The following is a 16535-nucleotide window of genomic DNA, read 5'->3' on the forward strand; positions in this document are numbered from 1 at the left end:
GTATGATACGTAAAATCCTAATTTTTGCCATAGTTTTTCCATCTTTTTTCCCGTTATGGGCAGAAAAACCGAAATACCAATACTTCGGAAAAGCATACGATCTTAGTACTGGTAAGTATATTTATTCAGACAATCATAAAGAATATTATAATAATGGAAAGCATATCTATTCAGACATCCAATACAAAGACGCAGAAGGTAAGGTTTTTGGCACCAAACATATTGAGTTCGATAAAAACTCAGAAGTACCCACTTTTAAAACCGAAGACTTTCGGGATGGTTATATTGAAGGGGCTGAAGTAAAGGGAAAGTCCGTTCGTTTATTTTCCAAACGCAAAAAAGAAGATCCACTTTCTGAAAGAACCTATACTCCCAAGTCCCCTGCCGTGATGGATGGCGGATTCGATTATTTTGTTAGAAACAATTGGGAGCTTTTATCGAAAGGGGAAAGAATGTCTTTTCATTTCCTTGCTCCCATTCAGTTGGATGACTATAAGTTTGCTGCTGAAAAGATTAGGGATGGAGAATGGAAGGGAAGGCCTGCACTTTATTTACGACTAGAGGTTGATAATTTTCTTTTGAAACAAGTTGTGAAACCGTTTCTTCTAGTTTATGATGTAAAAACACGGAGAATTTTACAGTTTGAAGGACTTTCTAATATCAACGATGAAAATGGGAAAAGTTTGAAAGTAAAAATTGTATATGATTATCCCAAGGATGTTTTGGAACCTTGACACAAAGGACTTTTGACCAATTTTTTAAAAATCCAAGGACTTGGAAGGAAGACCTTGTGGCAGTAGGTGGAGATTTCTCCACCGATCGCTTGTTATATGCATATCAACATGGTATTTTTCCTTGGTCAGAAGATCCCGTTCGGTGGTATTGTTTAGATCCGCGTGCCATTTTTGATTTAAAAAGAGTCCATTTTTCCAAAACCGTTCAAAGAAAGGTAAAACAAAAAAAGTTTCGTATCAGTTTTAACGAAGCTTTTTCGATTGTGATGCAAGGTTGTTCCTATAGAGAAAAAGATAATACATGGATCACTCCCGGATTTATCGATGGTTATGAAGAATTACATCGGTTGGGTTGGGCACATTCAGTAGAAGTTTGGAATGCAGAAGATGTTTTAGTTGGTGGGGTCTATGGAGTTGCAATCGGAAAGTTTTTTGCCGGTGAAAGTATGTTTTCCTTTGAATCCGATGCAGGAAAGGTGGGACTTTTTCATTTGTTTGAAAAATTAAATCAGTCCCAATTCGAACTATTTGACACCCAACAACTGAATCATGTGACTTGGCAATTGGGTGCTTATGAAATTCCCAAACTTTCTTATTTGGATCGATTGGAACGCGCATTGGGTGATTGTGAACCTTGGATCATTCCAACTTCACTCGACTAAATTCATCCAATTCTACTTTCCATAATTTTTGAATCTCCCCTGTCACATTTTCCCATTCCTTTTCACCTAACTTAGGAGCACGATAAGGATCAAAATTAGGATGATCCTCCCAAAAAAGGTCCAAATCGGATTTAGGAATGGTGGTCCTAAAAATTTCTGCTTCTTGGATTTCTGCATCAGGATTGTTTTCACCCTGAATGAAAAAAGGTTTGGAAAGACTTAAAGAAAGTCTGTGGAACTGGTGGAGTGCCAAGGCATAACTGATACGAAGTAACACCAAACTATGGTATTCGGTATTCGTTTTCCGGTAGTCGGAAGCATCATTGAAAGTGAGTGCTGAATTACTTCCATAGGTGATCTGTGCTTCGTGTTTTTGGTCTTTATCTAATTCTGTTTCGAAGCGTTTGAATTCTTGTCCTAAAATTTTTGGTAAAACCACATTAGCAAAGTTATTTAGATTATTTTGGTTCCCATCCCGAAGAGAAGTCACCTCTTGTTTAGAAACATCTTTCGGTTGGCAACCATAGAACAAAACAGCAGTTACAAGTATATTGAGAACAAGTTTCATCTTAGCTCTTATTTGACTTAATTTTGGCAAATTCTACATCAATGCGACCTGTCAGCATTTTGAAATACATGATCCAATCAGAGATAAAAGAATAAAATGGATAGGTAAAGGTGGCAGGACGGTTCCTTTCGACAAAAAAGTGTCCGATCCATGCGAAGAAATACCCACTAACAAGAGCAAAGGCTAAGATATAGAATTTACCTGTGGATAAAAATCCAAGGATACATCCTAAGGCTAGACTTGATCCAATAAAATGAAGAGCTCGATTGAACGGGTGGCTATGTTCCTCTAAGTAAAATGGGAAAAAATCTTTGAGTGTTTGGTATTTCTTTTCCATACAAGTCTCCTTACACTTGATCATAATCAATTATTGATCTTTGCCAAGACAAAAATGATTCTAATCTTAGAGTTTGTCCCTAGATTTTTCGTCTATATTCGATAATTCTGATATGATTTTAAAATTGTGTTGCACGTTAGTGGGTACTGCCTAATTTGCATTAACATTTAGAATCTAACAGAGAGTTAAATTTAGCAAGAAAGTAGGAGAATGTATGAAACCTAAATCGATTAAACCGGATGAGCTTAGTAAGATTTTTGCCGAACTTAAAAAAGGTGATGAATCTGCCATCGGTAGTTATTTAGTCAAAGGGGTTCGCCTTCAAATCAGTAAATACAATCTTTCCGGTGCCGAGCGAGTTCAGTTGTTATACAAACGAAGAAGAGCCCAAGGAATGTGTATTGTATGCGGAAAAAAAGTTACAAAGAAAAATCCATCTACAGACCAACTCTATAGATTGTGCGAAGAACACCGTAACAAGATCGATAAAGGTACGAAATAACCAATTTACCTGTGAGAGTCTCCCGCCTTTCTTTGCGGGAGCTCACTCCAAACTTTTTCTCTCTCTTCTTCGCTCATCTTAGACCAATTCCCAATTTCTTCAATAGTTCGGAAACATCCTGCACAGAGCCCTGAATCCGGGTCCATCATACAGACTTTGGTACAAGGCGATTTTAGTGACATAGGCCTGAAAATAGTAAATTTTTATAAATTTTCCTAAGCTAGTTTCGGAATCCGTCGATCCTTCCCATAAGGGAAAAGGAATTCGCATGTTGGATTGGGTAGAATCACTTAGAAGTTTATTTACTAATGAAATAGACTGTTACAAGCGCCTTCTGGAATTGGAAGGCAAAAAAAGAGCATCCATCCATTCTGCGGACGGAAAATCCTTAGAGTCCTTTGTCAAAGAAAGTTATCATATTATGGTAGAAGCCTCTGAATTGGAACGGATTCGGATGAAAACCATCGAAGATGTGTATGAAAAGGAAAAATTCACAAAAGACGAATCATCCATCACGCTCACTAGTTTTTTAAACCAAATGGATCGTGAATCCAATTTTAAACTCAAAACCTTTGCTTTAGAATTAAAGAAGGTCGTTGCTGATTTAAAAGATGCCATCATCACAAATGAAAAACTCTTAAAAACAAGAAAAGAGTTTTTACAAACAACTGTTGACTCTTTGCAAGAGTTATCCAGAGAAAAAGTTTATACCTCACACAAACAACCGACAAGGCGTGGGCAGGGCCAAAAAGGCGCGATCATTTTGAACGCGACTGCCTAGGAGAATCGTATGGGATCAACATTCCAAGGAATTGAAATAGGGAAACGAGGACTTTCGGTCCATCAACAAGCGATCCAAACAACAGGTCATAACATATCCAATGCGGATAACAAACATTATGCTCGCCAAAGAGTGGTCATGAATAGTATGGATCCTCTTTATGAGCCAGCATTCAACCGCGCCGAAGTGCCAGGACAAATTGGGCAAGGGGTAAAAATTTCCGAAATCGAAAGAGTTCGTGATAATTTCATCGATGACCGTATCATTGATTCTTCTTCTCTCAAAGAATATTGGGGGAAAAAGAATGATTACTTATACCAAGTAGAAACAGTTTTTAACGAACCAACTGGAACCACACTTCGTTCCATGATGGACCAGTTCTGGTCTTCTTGGGAAGATCTTTCTAACTATCCAGAAGAAACAGCACATAGAGCCGTGGTACAAGAAAAAGCAGAGGCTCTTGGCTCTCGAATGGAAGATGTGTACAGAAAACTTTCTTTACTCAGAGACCAGTCCAATCGCGAAATTGAATCAAAAGTAAACCATTTAAATACGGTTGCAGAGAATATCAAATCTCTGAACGAAAAAATCACAAAATCACAAGCATTAGGTGATAATCCGAATGACCTTCTCGACAGAAGGGACGAACTTTTACAAGAACTTGCTGGGATGGCGGACATTACCATCGGTCGCAGTGACGAAGACGAACTGATGGTTTTTATTGGCCAACAGATCCTTGTCCAAGGACAAAAAGTTCATAAAATCGATTTGGTAGGAAATCCCAATAACGATGGACTTTTGGATTTAAAATGGTCAGAAACGGGAGATACAGTTTTACTTCGAAAGGGGAGCATCCAAGCTCTCTATGAAATCAGAGACCGAATTCTCGTCGAAAAAATCAATGCTGTCGATGCTCTCGCCATCAATGCGATGGATGTCATCAATGAAATTCATAAAGATGGATTTGGTTTGAATGGAAAAACCAATTTAAACTTTTTTGAAAGCAGGGCACTTGCTACCAATACCTTCGGTGAAATTGATACTGATGGAGATGGCCTCAATGATAAAACGGCTGTGTTCCGTGTAACAGGTCGCACATCCCTTGATGCCGATCGTCCCATTGGAATTTCAGGAACCATGCGTTTTTTGAAAGTTAGTCCTGGTGGGGAAACTGAAATTTTAGTTCCATATTCTAAAGATGATACTTTGAATGCTGTCATCAAACGAATCAATCGTTCGGAAACTGGTGTTGTGGCTTACATGTCGCATGACAACCAGTTGGCGCTAAAAGCCACGACAAACCCTTTGGATAAAAAAGAAAATTTTATGATTCGCCATTTGGAAGATTCTGGAGAACTTCTTGTGGGTCTAACAGGAATCTTAACGGCTGCAGGTGTTGCTGGATCTTTTGATTACCGTAAAGTAGGTGAGATCAACAAATTCCAAGCGAATGCGCAGGACATCACTCTCACACCTATGTATCATCCTTCTTCTTTCTTTAAAATGTCAGAAGATGTCAGAAACAATCCTGCAAACATTGCAGCAGCTCGTGGAAAAGATGTGAATGGATCCGGTGATTATAACTCGCCGAATGGTCAAAAAGATGGATCCAATGCCCTTCTCATTGCGGCAGCCCTCCGCGAAAAACCGGTGATGTTTGATTATTCCAAAACAACGGATGATTTTTATAACTCACTGATTTCTAGACTGGGAACTGAAGCAAGGGAAGCAAAACAAGAGTATACTACGCAAAATGAACTGATGGTAGAACTTGAGAATATGCGTCAGTCTGTGATGGGTGTGAATTTAGATGAGGAAATGGCCAATATGGTTCAGTTCCAACAATCTTACAACGCATCCGCGCGAATGATCTCCACACTCAATGAAATGTTGGATACCATCATCAATAGGTTAGGTGTATAATCATGATCAGAATCACTAACATGATGCAAAACAATTCCTTGGTGCGAAACTTAAACCGCCACCAAGTGGCTATGGACGAAACCCAAACCCAACTCGGAACGGGATTAAAAATCCGTAAACCATCTGATGATCCGGGTGCGGCCACAAACCAAATGTACTTTCGTTCCCGCCTGAACGAACTCTCCCAATACGAAGAAAACATTGGGGATGGATACCAAAGATTACAACAGATTGATGGTGTCCTAGACAAGATGGGTGAAATTTTCCAAAGAGCACGTGTACTTACGGTGCAAGCCGGAAACGGAATTTACCAAGGGGACAAGGGATTTGAATTGGAAGTGGCGATTGGTAAAGAGATCGACCAACATTTACGTGCCATTGTGGATCTTGCCAATGCTCGAGATGCTACCGGACAACCTTTGTTTGGTGGTCATGTGATTGAAAGACCTCCCTTTGAACCGATTGAATCAAAAATCAAAGGTCTCCAAGGCCTTGAACTTAAAAACCAATACGTAGGCGTTGAGTATCGTGGTGATATCGGAGAACAACTCCGTGAAATCGAAAAAGGTGAATATATTCCCATTACCATTCCTGGGAACAAAGTGTTTTGGGGAACAAACGTGAGTGTCACTTCCAAAGTGGATAACTCTGCTTACCAAGCCACTTCTGACCAAAAGTTTAAAATCGATGGTGTAGAGATTCATATTTCTGTGGGTGATACCATCGATGATGTGATTGATAAAATCAACAACTCACCTCTGGAAGTGAAAGCAAGTAAACTTGCCCAAGATAATATTTCCATTTCTTCTACGGCTCCTCATCAGATTTGGTTAGAGGATGTGGATGGAGGAACAGTCCTTCGTGATATTGGACTCATTGAACCAAGTGCAAGTGAACCACCGAATAACTATTCTAAGTCGGCAACTGTTACAGGACTTTCTGTATTTGATGTTCTTATCCAACTTCGAAATGACCTCATCCAAAAAGACCAAGAAAGAATTGGTGGTAGGGATTTAGGTGATTTGGATTTGGCTTTGGAAAATATCCTTCGCCATAGGTCGACCATTGGTGCTCGTATGAATCGTTTGGAACAACATGAAGAACGTGTTTCTTACGATAAAATGTATATGACCGAACTTCTTGCTAAAAATGAAGGAATCGATTTTCCGGAAACAATTATGAATATGAAGTGGCTGGAAACAATTCATAGTTATGCGCTCAATGTCGGTTCTAAAATTATCAAACCAACTCTTATGGATTTCCTTCGGTAACGGAAACTAAATGACGGTTATATTAGAAAGAAAAGAAAGTATAGGAACTAGAATGTCGGTAACGATTCACACAAAACCTTTCGGAACCATCCAAGTGGACTCAAAACAAATCCTAAAATTCCCACAAGGTTTACTTGGATTTGAAGAATTTGATGAGTATGCTCTCATTGAAGAAAGTCCTGAAAGTCCATTCAAATGGTTACAATCCACAAAAGAATCGGGACTGGCATTTATTGTCATCCAACCAGAATTGTTTATGAATGATTATAAACCTGCTGTATCTGATGAGGAACTTAATGACATTGGGCTTTCCAGTTGGAAAGATGGTCTTATATTTTTAATTGTGACCATTCCTCATGACAATCCCAAAGGAATGACGGCTAATTTACAAGGCCCTATCATTCTCAATGGAAAAGAGGGAAAAGGAAAACAATGTATTTCCAGGGATGAAAATCATCCCATTCGTAAAAATATCATTGAATCTATGGAAGAGATGTCTTCCGAAAAGGTATAACTCGTGTTAGTTCTTGCGAGGAGAAGTAACCAATCCATTATGATCGGTGATGATATCGAAATTGTGATTGTCGATATCAAAGGTGACCAAGTAAAAATTGGCGTCAAAGCTCCTAAAAATGTATCTGTACATCGTGCAGAAGTTTACAAAGAAATTCAGGAAGAAAACAAAAAAGCTGCCGGTACCAATATCAAACCAGAAGATTTGGGCAAACTCGGTGATTTGTTCAAAAAGAAAACTTAACTTGATCTTTACTTCGATTTGCGTTTCTCTGGAGTCAAGCTCTAGGGAGACGGTTAAACATTGAAACGTAAAATTTTAGTCTGGTTGTTGCCACTTGTTGTTGTTTGGTTCCAACGTTTGATTGGACTTACTTCCAGGTTTCGTTTTTTGACAAACGAACGTTACGAAGAATTATTCAAAAATAAAAAGCCTTTTATTTACTCTATTTGGCATACGAACGTTTTGTACTCTCCGTATCTGCACAGGGGAAAAAACGTAGCCGTACTGATTTCTGAATCGAAAGACGGAGACTATATCAACGAAGTAGTCCACCGGTTCGGAAACACTAGCATTCGTGGAAGTAGTTCAAAAGGAGGATCAAAAGCATTAAAAGCTATGATCCAACATTTAAAAAAGGGATTACCTGCTGCTTTTACCCCCGATGGTCCAAGGGGACCTGCTTTTGTTCTGCAACCAGGGATCATTGCCGCAGCGCAAGTCACCCAAGTTCCAATCATTCCTTTTCATTATGAATGTAGTCGTCAATGGGTACTAGAAAAAGCTTGGGATAAACATAGAGTTCCTAAACCTTTTACAACCTTTGTTGTTTCCTATGGAGAACCTATTTCGGTTCCTCGTAATTTGAATGAAGAAGAGTTTGAACAGATGCGTCTAAAAGTAGAAGAGGCTATGTTAAACAACCGTAACCGTGCGATAGCGGAAGCAGAGCGAATTCATAAAGGAGAATCCAAATGACAGCAGTATTCGAAGACAAGGTGGTAGTTTCTACCACCAAAACCAAATACGAAACTAAAATTTCGGCAGGAAAACATCATTGGATAGCGGATGAACCAAAGGACAAAGAAGGGACAGATCTTGGGCCTATGCCTACAGAATTACTTGCTTCTTCTTTGGGAGCCTGTACCTCCATTACAATTAGGATGTATGCGGATAGAAAAGAATATCCTTTGGACTCGGTGGAAGTTCACGTAACAATTGATAAACGATCTCTAGAGGATCATAAATTTACAAGAGTTGTATTTCTTTCTGGAAATTTAAGCATTGAACAACGGGAAAGATTACTTTCCGTTGCCAACGCTTGCCCAGTTCATAAAATTCTCAGTGGAAAAATTGAGATAGAAACAGCTTTGGGTTAGAGAACGGATTACTAAACCCACAAAGGAATCACCGTAGCAGAACCACCATCCCATTCGATTTTTGTATGAAAATGTTTTCCTTCACGAATTCTTGGGACTTTGGCACCGTTCACATAGAAGGTTCCACCAGTGTATTCATGGGTTTCTCTTTCTTTTTTTTTGCTAATCGAATGGTGCATATGTCCTGAAAGAACCAGAGGGACTTTTTTCCCAATGGATTTGGCATATTGAATGGCTTCTGTAAGATCCAGATCTCCCCAGTCCCCACCTTCTTTTTTAAACTCGGCACCGTAGATGGAATTTTTAGTAGCACCTAACCCCAAAGGCCCGTTATGCGAAAGAAAGAATAAGTTCTTTTCTTTAGTTCCATCGATCAGTCGTTTGTACTTTTCGATTGAGGTATCCATATTTGAAACCATATAGTTCTTTTCCATATAAGGTGCAAAACTCAGACCACCACCCATCGCATGAGGACGACCAACAATCAGACTTAAGTCCAAATCCTTAGACAAAACTAGGGAACTGTAACCGAGTAAAGAAATGGGTTTTACTAGTTCCGAAAGTTTTCTCATTCTCCAGTGTTGGCCTATTTGCCCTGAATGGATGAGGACTTTCGATTGGATCACTTCTCCAATGATAGAAGTCAAACTCATCCCATCCCAATTTCCCGGAATCATATACGCACGTTTGGTGAGACCTTCAAAAGAAATTTTTCCGAGTTTGGGATTGCCACGTAAATCTCCCGTAAAAAACAAACAGTCATAATCTGAAGCATTGAAATACTCTATGTCTTTTTTGTTCCAATACCCGTGGATGTCTCCAATCAATGCAAATTTCATTTGGGTAGGTCTCCGCTTTTAGTCTTTGTTCCGAATAGAGCTTATGGAAGAACGAATGAGGGCTTCCGATTTTCCACCTACACGTATGAATGCGGGAGGTTTTCCAATAGGGGCTGGGACTTGGATTTTTCTATATCCATCATAAGTGGTTCCTGTCCATAGATGTAACCATTTTCCACGAGGTAGATACACATCCTGTACAATTTCTCCACTTTCTACTACCGGAGCGACAAGAAGGTCATCTCCTAAAAAAAACTGGTATTTATAATTTAATAAATTTTTATCTTCCGGTTCTACAAGGTAATTGTGTCGGACAACAGGGATTCCAGTCATTGATGCCTCTTCCACCAAACTTTGGATATATGGTTTGAGGGCAAAATGGATTCTCGCAATTTTTGCAAATAGTGCCACAGTATCTTCATCACCCAGAGATCTGGTACCATCAGGTTTTATATAAGTATATACCTGCCAGTTTTTAAGCGGTCTGTTCCCTTCATGGGTGCGAAAGACAGGTGTAAATGCCGAAACCTCTGCCCATCGCAATAGAAGTTCTTTGGATCTGTGGTAGTTTTTAAGTGGATTTGTGATAGTTGTGTATCCACCGATATCACTATGATTTAATGCATAACCGCTGATCCCTGAACTAGTAAGGCCGATGATAGAAGAGGGAAGTCCGTCATTGGTTCCGAAACTTACCATTTGGTCTCCTTCCCAAAAGAGAGTGGAGTAAGTATTGGAATAACTGTAACCCGCACGGCTGAAAAATACAATTTTACCTTCCATCCCAGCTTCTTTGATGGCTTCTCGGTTGACCCGTGCCCAATCGACCGGATAACGGTTGTGATATATTTTGGCATCGATTCCAGAATACAATTTTGCGTCATAAGGTAACCATTCTCCAAAATCTGCCATCCAACCAGAAAGTCCCATTCCAATCATATTTTTTTTGATGAGATCTTTAGTCCAACGAACCGCTGCCGGGTTTGTCAGGTCTATGAGGTAAGCAGGAAACCCAACGGTTTGGATAAGATAGTTGTCTCCGCTTTGATTTTTTACAAGATATCCTTTTGCTTTCGCTTCCGTTAAGAGTGGGTTTGTAAAATCATCATTTGGTTTTTTAGGATCTGTATCTGCAAGGAAGGAGTTAATGTAACCTAACACTTGTACATTTTGATCATTCATTGATTTCACAAATTTTTTAAAGTCGGGATACAATGTTTCATCTACATACCAACGCCATTTGAGTTGGTCTCCGAAATTAGTGACACGTCTCCCACACCAGTCTTGGATCCAAAGAGCAGTGACGGGATTTCCTGCATCTTTTGCTTGTTTGACGATGGCAGATACTTTTTCTGTTCCGCCTTGGACACCAAGCCAAGTGCCGTAAGCCCAATCCGGAAGTTTCGGAAACCTTCCTGTTTTTTTGGTATATGCTTCAATGAGGGACTTGGAAGACGATCCAATCCAAATGGTTCCGGTTAATGATTTTTCCGATTGGAAATCCCAAAACTCCACTTTGGTTTTTTTGGAATCGCTGAAGTCGAAATTCGCATAACCGCTGTTTTCGAAAAATACCGAACGATTATCGGAAGTAATGTAATGAGGGATAGGTGCATAAGTGGTATATGCGTTTCCACCGGCCCCTGCCATAATATTTGCTCCCGCAGTGATCGGTTGGTCACCACGGCCTATACCTTGTTCTTCTGTAAATAAAAAGGGAGTTTTTCCTTTGAGTTCATCATAAGTGAACTGTTCGCCAAGCCCAAAGATTTTTTCATCTGGTGAAGATATGTAATGGAACTGTATTCTGTTTAAGGAAGGATCAGAGAGAGTGATTTTGAATTCCACTTCTGTATCAGATTTGGTTTGGAAAAGGAGTTGGTAATCGGTGGAACAATCTTTTCCAGTTAACTTCCCTTTGATGGTGATTTTTCCTAATTCCTTTTTGATTTCGTCTACAGATTGTTTGTTGCAAGTTTTTTGTAGACTTTCTTTAAATTGAAATGATGCCATTCTGTATTTGGATATGGTATCCTTGGTGAAGGCCAAAAGGAATGGTTCTTCTAGGGAAAGTTTAATAAAGTCTTTAGAAAGTGATTGGTTTCTTAAAGTGAAATCATTTGCAGATTGAATCCACTGGACTTTTGGAGTGAGGGAATAAGATTCTTCTGCAACAGGGACATTAGAGATGATGCGAGAGGCACATTCCAAAAAGAACAGTGATAGTGATAAATAGATAAAACGAAAAACCATCGACCCTCCAGGAGCAGAGATTAGTGGATCGATGGTTTACTGTTTCGTAAATACTTTTTTAAACTTTCTTGCGATCCAATCCGCCGACACGTGGTGCTGCGGCAGCACCTTGTTTGGCACCAAATACAGCGACAGCTTGTTTTGGCAGACTTGATTTTCTCCATTCAAACCAAGAACCTTGGTAGGTGGTGACATCAATATAACCTGCTTCCCGGAGCATGAGAGCAAGTAAACAAGAGCGAGCCCCATTATAGTCGTAAATGACTGTGGGTCTTTCTGGCATAAAAGGAAAACCATTCAGACGTTTTTTGAAAAGGGAACGTTCGATGAGGTTGGCTTCTCCATCATACAAGTTTCTCCAATCCCATAAAAAAGCCCCTGGCAGACGCCCACAAAGAGTTCCTTCTTCAGGAGCCGTGAGTCGTGGCAATCTTCCTTCGTATTCTTCCATAGTCCTTGCATCAAAGATTTGGAGTTTAGTAAGATTTCGTTCCATAAAGGCTTTGTCTACAACGCCTTCAATGGGTTTTACTTTGTCAGCAATGGGAGGTTCTATTTTGAGTTCGCCTTTTGCTTTTTTTCCTTCTACTGGCCATTTTTGACCAAGAACATAAGCGTCCTTAATTCCCATCCCACGTAGCAAATACACCATACGGGTGGAAAACATTCCCATTCCCTCATCGAAAACTATGATTCGTGTTTTTTTAGATTTTTGAAATTCTTGTACGACTGCAACCATCGGTCCGTACAATTTCTTTTGTGATTCTGGATCAGATCCGAATGCTTTTTTGATAAATGGATAGTAATAAGCACCTTCTAATGTTTCTTCTTCATATGCTGATTGGGAACGACAATCGATGAGGAAGTCACCAGGTTCTATTTCGGTTTTAAGAAAGTTCCAGTTCAAAAAAGTATTCTCCTATTTCTTACATTACTTTTCCCCCCCATGAATTTTTGAAAGTCTGAAAACCAAAAAAAAAGTTCAACTTCGGTTTGAGACATAATGAGAAAAGAAATCAATTGGATGTCAGTTGATTCTATGGGGTCGGTACGCCGATAATCACAACAATCGGTATTCCATGATTAAGCAGTTATACATATACTTCGGATTGATTTTGTTATTTTTTGTCTCAGAAGTCAGTTTTGCGGACCGCACAAAGACAAACTTAACACTACAATCGCTTGCAGAGGAAGTGAGCGCTTGGAAAAAGAGGAAACCATCCCAAGAGATCCGAAAACAGATCCAAATGAAACAAAGTTTTTTCATGGATGATGGAGATTGCCGATTGGAGCCAGCATCTCGAATCTCTTCGGTTACCTACTTTCGTTTTAGTTGCCAGAAAGTTGAAGATCCGATGTTGATTCAATTTCAATCCAATCAGAAAAAAAAATTGGATCCAGGAACGTTTCGATTAAGGGCTGTTCATCGAATAGGAAACAAACAATATTTAGAAATTGAAACAGGTTTAATTCCTGGACAAACAAAATTCCAGGCACGATTGAATACCGATGATACCGATTTGGATTATCCTTCTAAAAAACAAATACCTGCGGTTATCGAAGGAAAACAATCAATTCCTTCTTATAAACCGATTCAAAATCCGAATTTATTTTATTTTAAATCCATCTCTCAAAATCCCAAAAGAAGAAAAGAAGTTCCTTCCAATATTGAAGTTTTTTTTGATTCTTCCTGTCCCTTGGAATACATAGAAAAGGATGAAAGTTTTTATTGGGATCAAACAGTTTCTTTTGTATTTCGAATCACCTGCATTCGCGATTCTGCATATAGTTTGATTCGTGTACCATCCTCTGCTTCCGGAGATTTGATAACTTCAAATACAATTTGGAAAGATCCGAAACCTGGTGATCGCGTTTTGGGAAGTGCTGTGCTAAAAAAGATCACAGAAACTCAAACTTTTTGGGAGAAAATTGTTTTGTATTATGAATAAATTATTTAAACTCTCTATTCTATTTTTTCTTTTGAACTACTCGTTGTTTGCTCAAGCAGATCCAGAGCCAGCTGTAGATTCTATATTTCGTTCGGTGGTTCTCATTCAAAACGAAGGCTTCAATACAGAAAATAAAACTCAACCTTGGATGAAAAAGAATCTATCGACTGGATTTGGATCGGGACTTGTTTTACCAAATCAAACCATTTTGACAAATGCTCATGTTGTACGTGATGCAAAAAGAATTCTTGTTAAAAGTAGTTTTACCAAAAAAGAATATTTAGCGGATGTTAAATATATTGGTTATGATTGTGACCTTGCTTTATTACAAGTTGCAGATCCTGATTTTTCGGAACAAACGAATACTCTGTCCTTCTTAGAAGGCATTCCCAATTTAGGATCGGATGTATTACTTTTAGGTTTTCCCAATGGGAATGATAGTTTATCAGTAGAAAAAGGATCTATCCTTCGTTTTGAAAAAAATCGATACACCTATTCAGGGTTAGACTATCGAAATGTATTAAAAATCAATGCTAATATCCAACCTGGAAATTCTGGTGGGCCTGCAGTTCAAAATGGCAAAGTGGTTGGGCTTGTATTTCAAATTAGTACTTTAGAACCAGGAATTGCTTATTTGATTTCGAACGACATCATCCGTCATTTTTTAGAAGATATTGCAGATGGTAAATATGATGGTTTTCCAAATATCGGATTCACTTTTCAAAATGGAAATCCAAAAAGTTTGAAACAAGCAATGAAGGTTCCATCGAACCAAATGGGAATCTTTGTAAATCGAATTTATCCTTCTTCAACATTTTCAAAAGTATTGAAAGAGAAGGATTTTGTTATCGCTTTAGATAATTTTCCTCTGTCAAACGATGGAGAAATTTCTCAGGCCAATAAAAAAGAATTCATCATTGATTGGATCGAAAACAAACAAATGAATTCAAAAGTCGCTGTGAGTTATTATCGAGCAGGGAAACGTTTCGATGCTGAAGTGAATCTACAAAAAAACTATGCGTTGGATCTGTATCGAGATTCGACAGAAGATTATTTTTTACAGGCAGGATTCGTTTTCCAACCGATCACTAGATCTTTTTTTCATTCAGAAGATGGAGAATTGGATAGTTCTTTAAAATACCATTATAGTTATTTTATTCAAGATTTATTGTACAGATATACAACTCGAGATATTGTACTCAGCTATACATTTAATGATCCAGAAACTTCTAAATATAAAAAGTATAAATACAAAGTAGTCGAATCGATCAATGGTCGAGTGCCAAAAGATTTAAATGAATTTAAAAACATTTGGAAAAATGAAAAAAAGGATTTTATCGTCCTCAGGTTTCGAGGGATGGATTTGCCCATTGTACTTAGGCCAGAATCAGTGTATCAGATGAACCAACGTGTGAAAAAAAGATATGGTGCAAGTTATGAAGAGTTTTAAATATGTTTTTGTAATCCTTTTTAGTTTTTCCACCTTGTTGCAGCTTGGTGCAGAAGATTTTGAAGACAAAAGAGTCATTGAGTCTAGAATTACCTTCCAAAAGACAAGTCACCAAAACCCTTGGCTCATAGGTGAACCATTTTCCAGAAAAATAAATTTGATTTATGTAGGAAAAGGTCTTTTCTTTGGCGTTACCTTACCGAAACAAAATCCTGTCTTTGCAGAATTTGAATCTTTTGATTATTCAGTTCCTAAACTAGGCATTAAATCTTATGATGAAGAAACAGGATTTATTCTTTTAGAGACAAATGGAATCTCAAAACTTCCAAAACCAGTCGTTTTCGATTCCAAATTGACTAATAAACATTGCCCAACGGGTAAGTCTCGTTATGTGTTTCTACCTTTTTCAAAAACCCCGATCAAAGTGTTTTTGTTTGAGAAAAAAACTTCAGAAGAAGCCGAATTTTTCTTTAAGAATCAAGTATTATGCGGTGTCACCATTGGAGAATATTTAATTCCTCCAGAGTACGTGGAAACTTTCAATAGAACAAATGGAAAACCGTTCCCTCACCCAGGTTTGGTTTTTGATGTAAATTTAACTCCATCAGAACGTGAATATTACTCTCAAAATATTAACAATCCACTTTTGGTAACGGAAGTGATCCCTGGTGTAGGGCCAGCATACAACTTATTTCCTGGAGATTTAATCACAGAGATCAACTCAACTTCTCTTTCAAAAATTGATGATTGGGACCGGGCTGATAAGGTTTATGATTTAATTTTAAGAAAATCTAATGGCACCTTGCGCGAATTAGGTGATTCTGTTCAATTAAAAATCCGCCGGAATTTCCAAAATCAATCTGTTAGTTATGATTTGAGAGCTTATGATTCTAATGATTTTTTGATTCCCGAAGAGGCCAAAAAAAGAAAACCGTTATATTTGATCGCTGGTGGGTTTTTCTTTACGGAACTTACGAATGCGTATTTGAAAGAGTTTGGTTCTGAATACCGCGTCAAATCAGAAAAAAAACTGGTTTACCTTTCCGACTACTACCAAAAGAAAGTGCACCCTATTCGTGAAAAGATCGTCATTTTAAGTCGGGTTTTTCCCCTAGAAGGGAACCTAGGATATCAGGAATTTCAAGATTTGGTTTTAGAAAAGGTAAACGGAACCCGAGTCACTTCGCTTAGCCAATTGAAAAATCTTCTACAATCGGAGGATGCCACCTACTACGCGTTTGAGCTATCTGGCGGAAAAATAGCATTTTTTACACGTAAAGAGATTTTGGACCTCCAACAAGAGTTACAATCGACATATAAATTGGAACGTTCTTACAACTTGGAAGACTAAAATTTAAAAATAGATTTACAAT

The 16535-nt window shown here is 38.5% G+C and carries 19 protein-coding genes; 13 read left to right on the plus strand and 6 right to left on the minus strand.

The features are described 5' to 3' along the window. Positions 1 to 2 precede the first annotated feature (2 nt). Positions 3 to 734, plus strand: coding sequence for a hypothetical protein (locus tag ND811_RS03390; protein WP_265350362.1), 732 nt, complete (start codon positions 3 to 5; stop codon positions 732 to 734). Then, a complete protein-coding gene (gene aat, locus ND811_RS03395) occupies positions 731 to 1396 on the plus strand; it encodes a leucyl/phenylalanyl-tRNA--protein transferase (protein ID WP_265350361.1) in 666 nt (221 codons plus the stop codon). The genes ND811_RS03390 and aat overlap by 4 nt, the downstream gene beginning before the upstream one ends. Here the strand turns inward: aat and ND811_RS03400 are convergent. Both ND811_RS03400 and ND811_RS03405 read right to left on the minus strand, forming a co-directional pair. After that, the gene (locus tag ND811_RS03400) at positions 1374 to 1964 is read right to left on the minus strand and encodes a hypothetical protein (protein WP_265350360.1); all 591 of its coding nucleotides are present in this window, start codon (positions 1962 to 1964) and stop codon (positions 1374 to 1376) included. The two genes, aat and ND811_RS03400, sit on opposite strands and share 23 nt — an antisense overlap. A 1-nt stretch (position 1965) precedes the next feature. Further along, on the minus strand, positions 1966 to 2301 hold the full coding sequence (locus tag ND811_RS03405; RefSeq protein WP_265350359.1) for an Mpo1-like protein: 336 nt from the start codon (positions 2299 to 2301) through the stop codon (positions 1966 to 1968). A 214-nt stretch (positions 2302 to 2515) separates the two neighbouring features. On the opposite strand from ND811_RS03405, the gene ND811_RS03410 reads away from it, so the two are divergent. Continuing rightward, positions 2516 to 2803, plus strand: a complete 288-nt coding sequence (locus tag ND811_RS03410; RefSeq protein WP_135573202.1) for an LIC10235 family protein — start codon at positions 2516 to 2518, stop codon at positions 2801 to 2803. Positions 2804 to 2808: 5 nt separating this feature from the next. On the opposite strand, the gene ND811_RS03415 is transcribed toward ND811_RS03410, so the two are convergent. After that, the gene (locus ND811_RS03415; RefSeq protein WP_265350358.1) at positions 2809 to 2985 is read right to left on the minus strand and encodes a DUF1289 domain-containing protein; all 177 of its coding nucleotides are present in this window, start codon (positions 2983 to 2985) and stop codon (positions 2809 to 2811) included. 86 nt (positions 2986 to 3071) lie between these two features. On the opposite strand from ND811_RS03415, the gene flgN reads away from it, so the two are divergent. The 7 genes from flgN to ND811_RS03450 are packed head-to-tail and all read left to right on the plus strand — an operon-like array spanning position 3072 to position 8671. Further along, a complete protein-coding gene (gene flgN / locus ND811_RS03420) occupies positions 3072 to 3584 on the plus strand; it encodes a flagellar export chaperone FlgN (RefSeq protein ID WP_265350357.1) in 513 nt (170 codons plus the stop codon). A 9-nt stretch (positions 3585 to 3593) separates the two neighbouring features. Beyond that, complete coding sequence (flgK, locus tag ND811_RS03425; RefSeq protein ID WP_265350356.1) at positions 3594 to 5507, plus strand: flagellar hook-associated protein FlgK; 1914 nt, start codon at positions 3594 to 3596, stop codon at positions 5505 to 5507. A gap of 5 nt (positions 5508 to 5512) precedes the next feature. Continuing rightward, positions 5513 to 6778: a flagellar hook-associated protein 3 gene (locus ND811_RS03430; RefSeq protein ID WP_265350967.1), complete on the plus strand. Its 1266-nt coding sequence runs from the start codon at positions 5513 to 5515 to the stop codon at positions 6776 to 6778. A 52-nt stretch (positions 6779 to 6830) separates the two neighbouring features. After that, entirely contained in the window at positions 6831 to 7292 is a 462-nt protein-coding gene (fliW, locus tag ND811_RS03435; RefSeq protein WP_265350966.1) for a flagellar assembly protein FliW, read from the plus strand. A gap of 3 nt (positions 7293 to 7295) precedes the next feature. Next, a complete protein-coding gene (gene csrA / locus ND811_RS03440) occupies positions 7296 to 7535 on the plus strand; it encodes a carbon storage regulator CsrA (RefSeq protein ID WP_012390131.1) in 240 nt (79 codons plus the stop codon). 60 nt (positions 7536 to 7595) lie between these two features. Then, the gene (locus ND811_RS03445; protein WP_265350355.1) at positions 7596 to 8270 is read left to right on the plus strand and encodes a lysophospholipid acyltransferase family protein; all 675 of its coding nucleotides are present in this window, start codon (positions 7596 to 7598) and stop codon (positions 8268 to 8270) included. After that, positions 8267 to 8671: an OsmC family protein gene (locus tag ND811_RS03450; protein ID WP_265350354.1), complete on the plus strand. Its 405-nt coding sequence runs from the start codon at positions 8267 to 8269 to the stop codon at positions 8669 to 8671. Before ND811_RS03445 ends, ND811_RS03450 begins: the two co-directional genes overlap by 4 nt. 11 nt (positions 8672 to 8682) lie before the next feature. Here ND811_RS03450 and ND811_RS03455 read toward each other — a convergent pair whose 3' ends face one another. Genes ND811_RS03455 through ND811_RS03465 form a run of 3 tightly spaced genes read right to left on the minus strand, consistent with a single transcriptional unit; the run spans position 8683 to position 12670 of the window. Beyond that, positions 8683 to 9510 carry a metallophosphoesterase gene (locus tag ND811_RS03455; RefSeq protein WP_265350353.1) on the minus strand — a complete coding sequence of 276 codons (828 nt, stop codon included), beginning with the start codon at positions 9508 to 9510 and terminating at the stop codon, positions 8683 to 8685. A gap of 18 nt (positions 9511 to 9528) precedes the next feature. Beyond that, on the minus strand, positions 9529 to 11763 hold the full coding sequence (locus tag ND811_RS03460) for an alpha-glucosidase (RefSeq protein WP_265350352.1): 2235 nt from the start codon (positions 11761 to 11763) through the stop codon (positions 9529 to 9531). 58 nt (positions 11764 to 11821) lie between these two features. Further along, on the minus strand, positions 11822 to 12670 hold the full coding sequence (locus tag ND811_RS03465) for a sulfurtransferase (RefSeq protein ID WP_265350351.1): 849 nt from the start codon (positions 12668 to 12670) through the stop codon (positions 11822 to 11824). A gap of 172 nt (positions 12671 to 12842) precedes the next feature. Between ND811_RS03465 and ND811_RS03470 the strand changes: the two genes are divergently transcribed. The 3 genes from ND811_RS03470 to ND811_RS03480 are packed head-to-tail and all read left to right on the plus strand — an operon-like array spanning position 12843 to position 16513. Continuing rightward, entirely contained in the window at positions 12843 to 13712 is an 870-nt protein-coding gene (locus ND811_RS03470; RefSeq protein WP_265350350.1) for an LIC11113 family protein, read from the plus strand. Then, positions 13705 to 15162, plus strand: coding sequence for a S1C family serine protease (locus ND811_RS03475; protein ID WP_265350349.1), 1458 nt, complete (start codon positions 13705 to 13707; stop codon positions 15160 to 15162). The genes ND811_RS03470 and ND811_RS03475 overlap by 8 nt, the downstream gene beginning before the upstream one ends. Then, a complete protein-coding gene (locus ND811_RS03480) occupies positions 15149 to 16513 on the plus strand; it encodes a PDZ domain-containing protein (RefSeq protein WP_265350348.1) in 1365 nt (454 codons plus the stop codon). The genes ND811_RS03475 and ND811_RS03480 overlap by 14 nt, the downstream gene beginning before the upstream one ends. The last annotated feature ends 22 nt before the right edge of the window (positions 16514 to 16535 follow it).

Source organism: Leptospira soteropolitanensis, assembly GCF_026151655.1.
Classification (GTDB): Bacteria; Spirochaetota; Leptospiria; order Leptospirales; family Leptospiraceae; genus Leptospira_A; species Leptospira_A soteropolitanensis.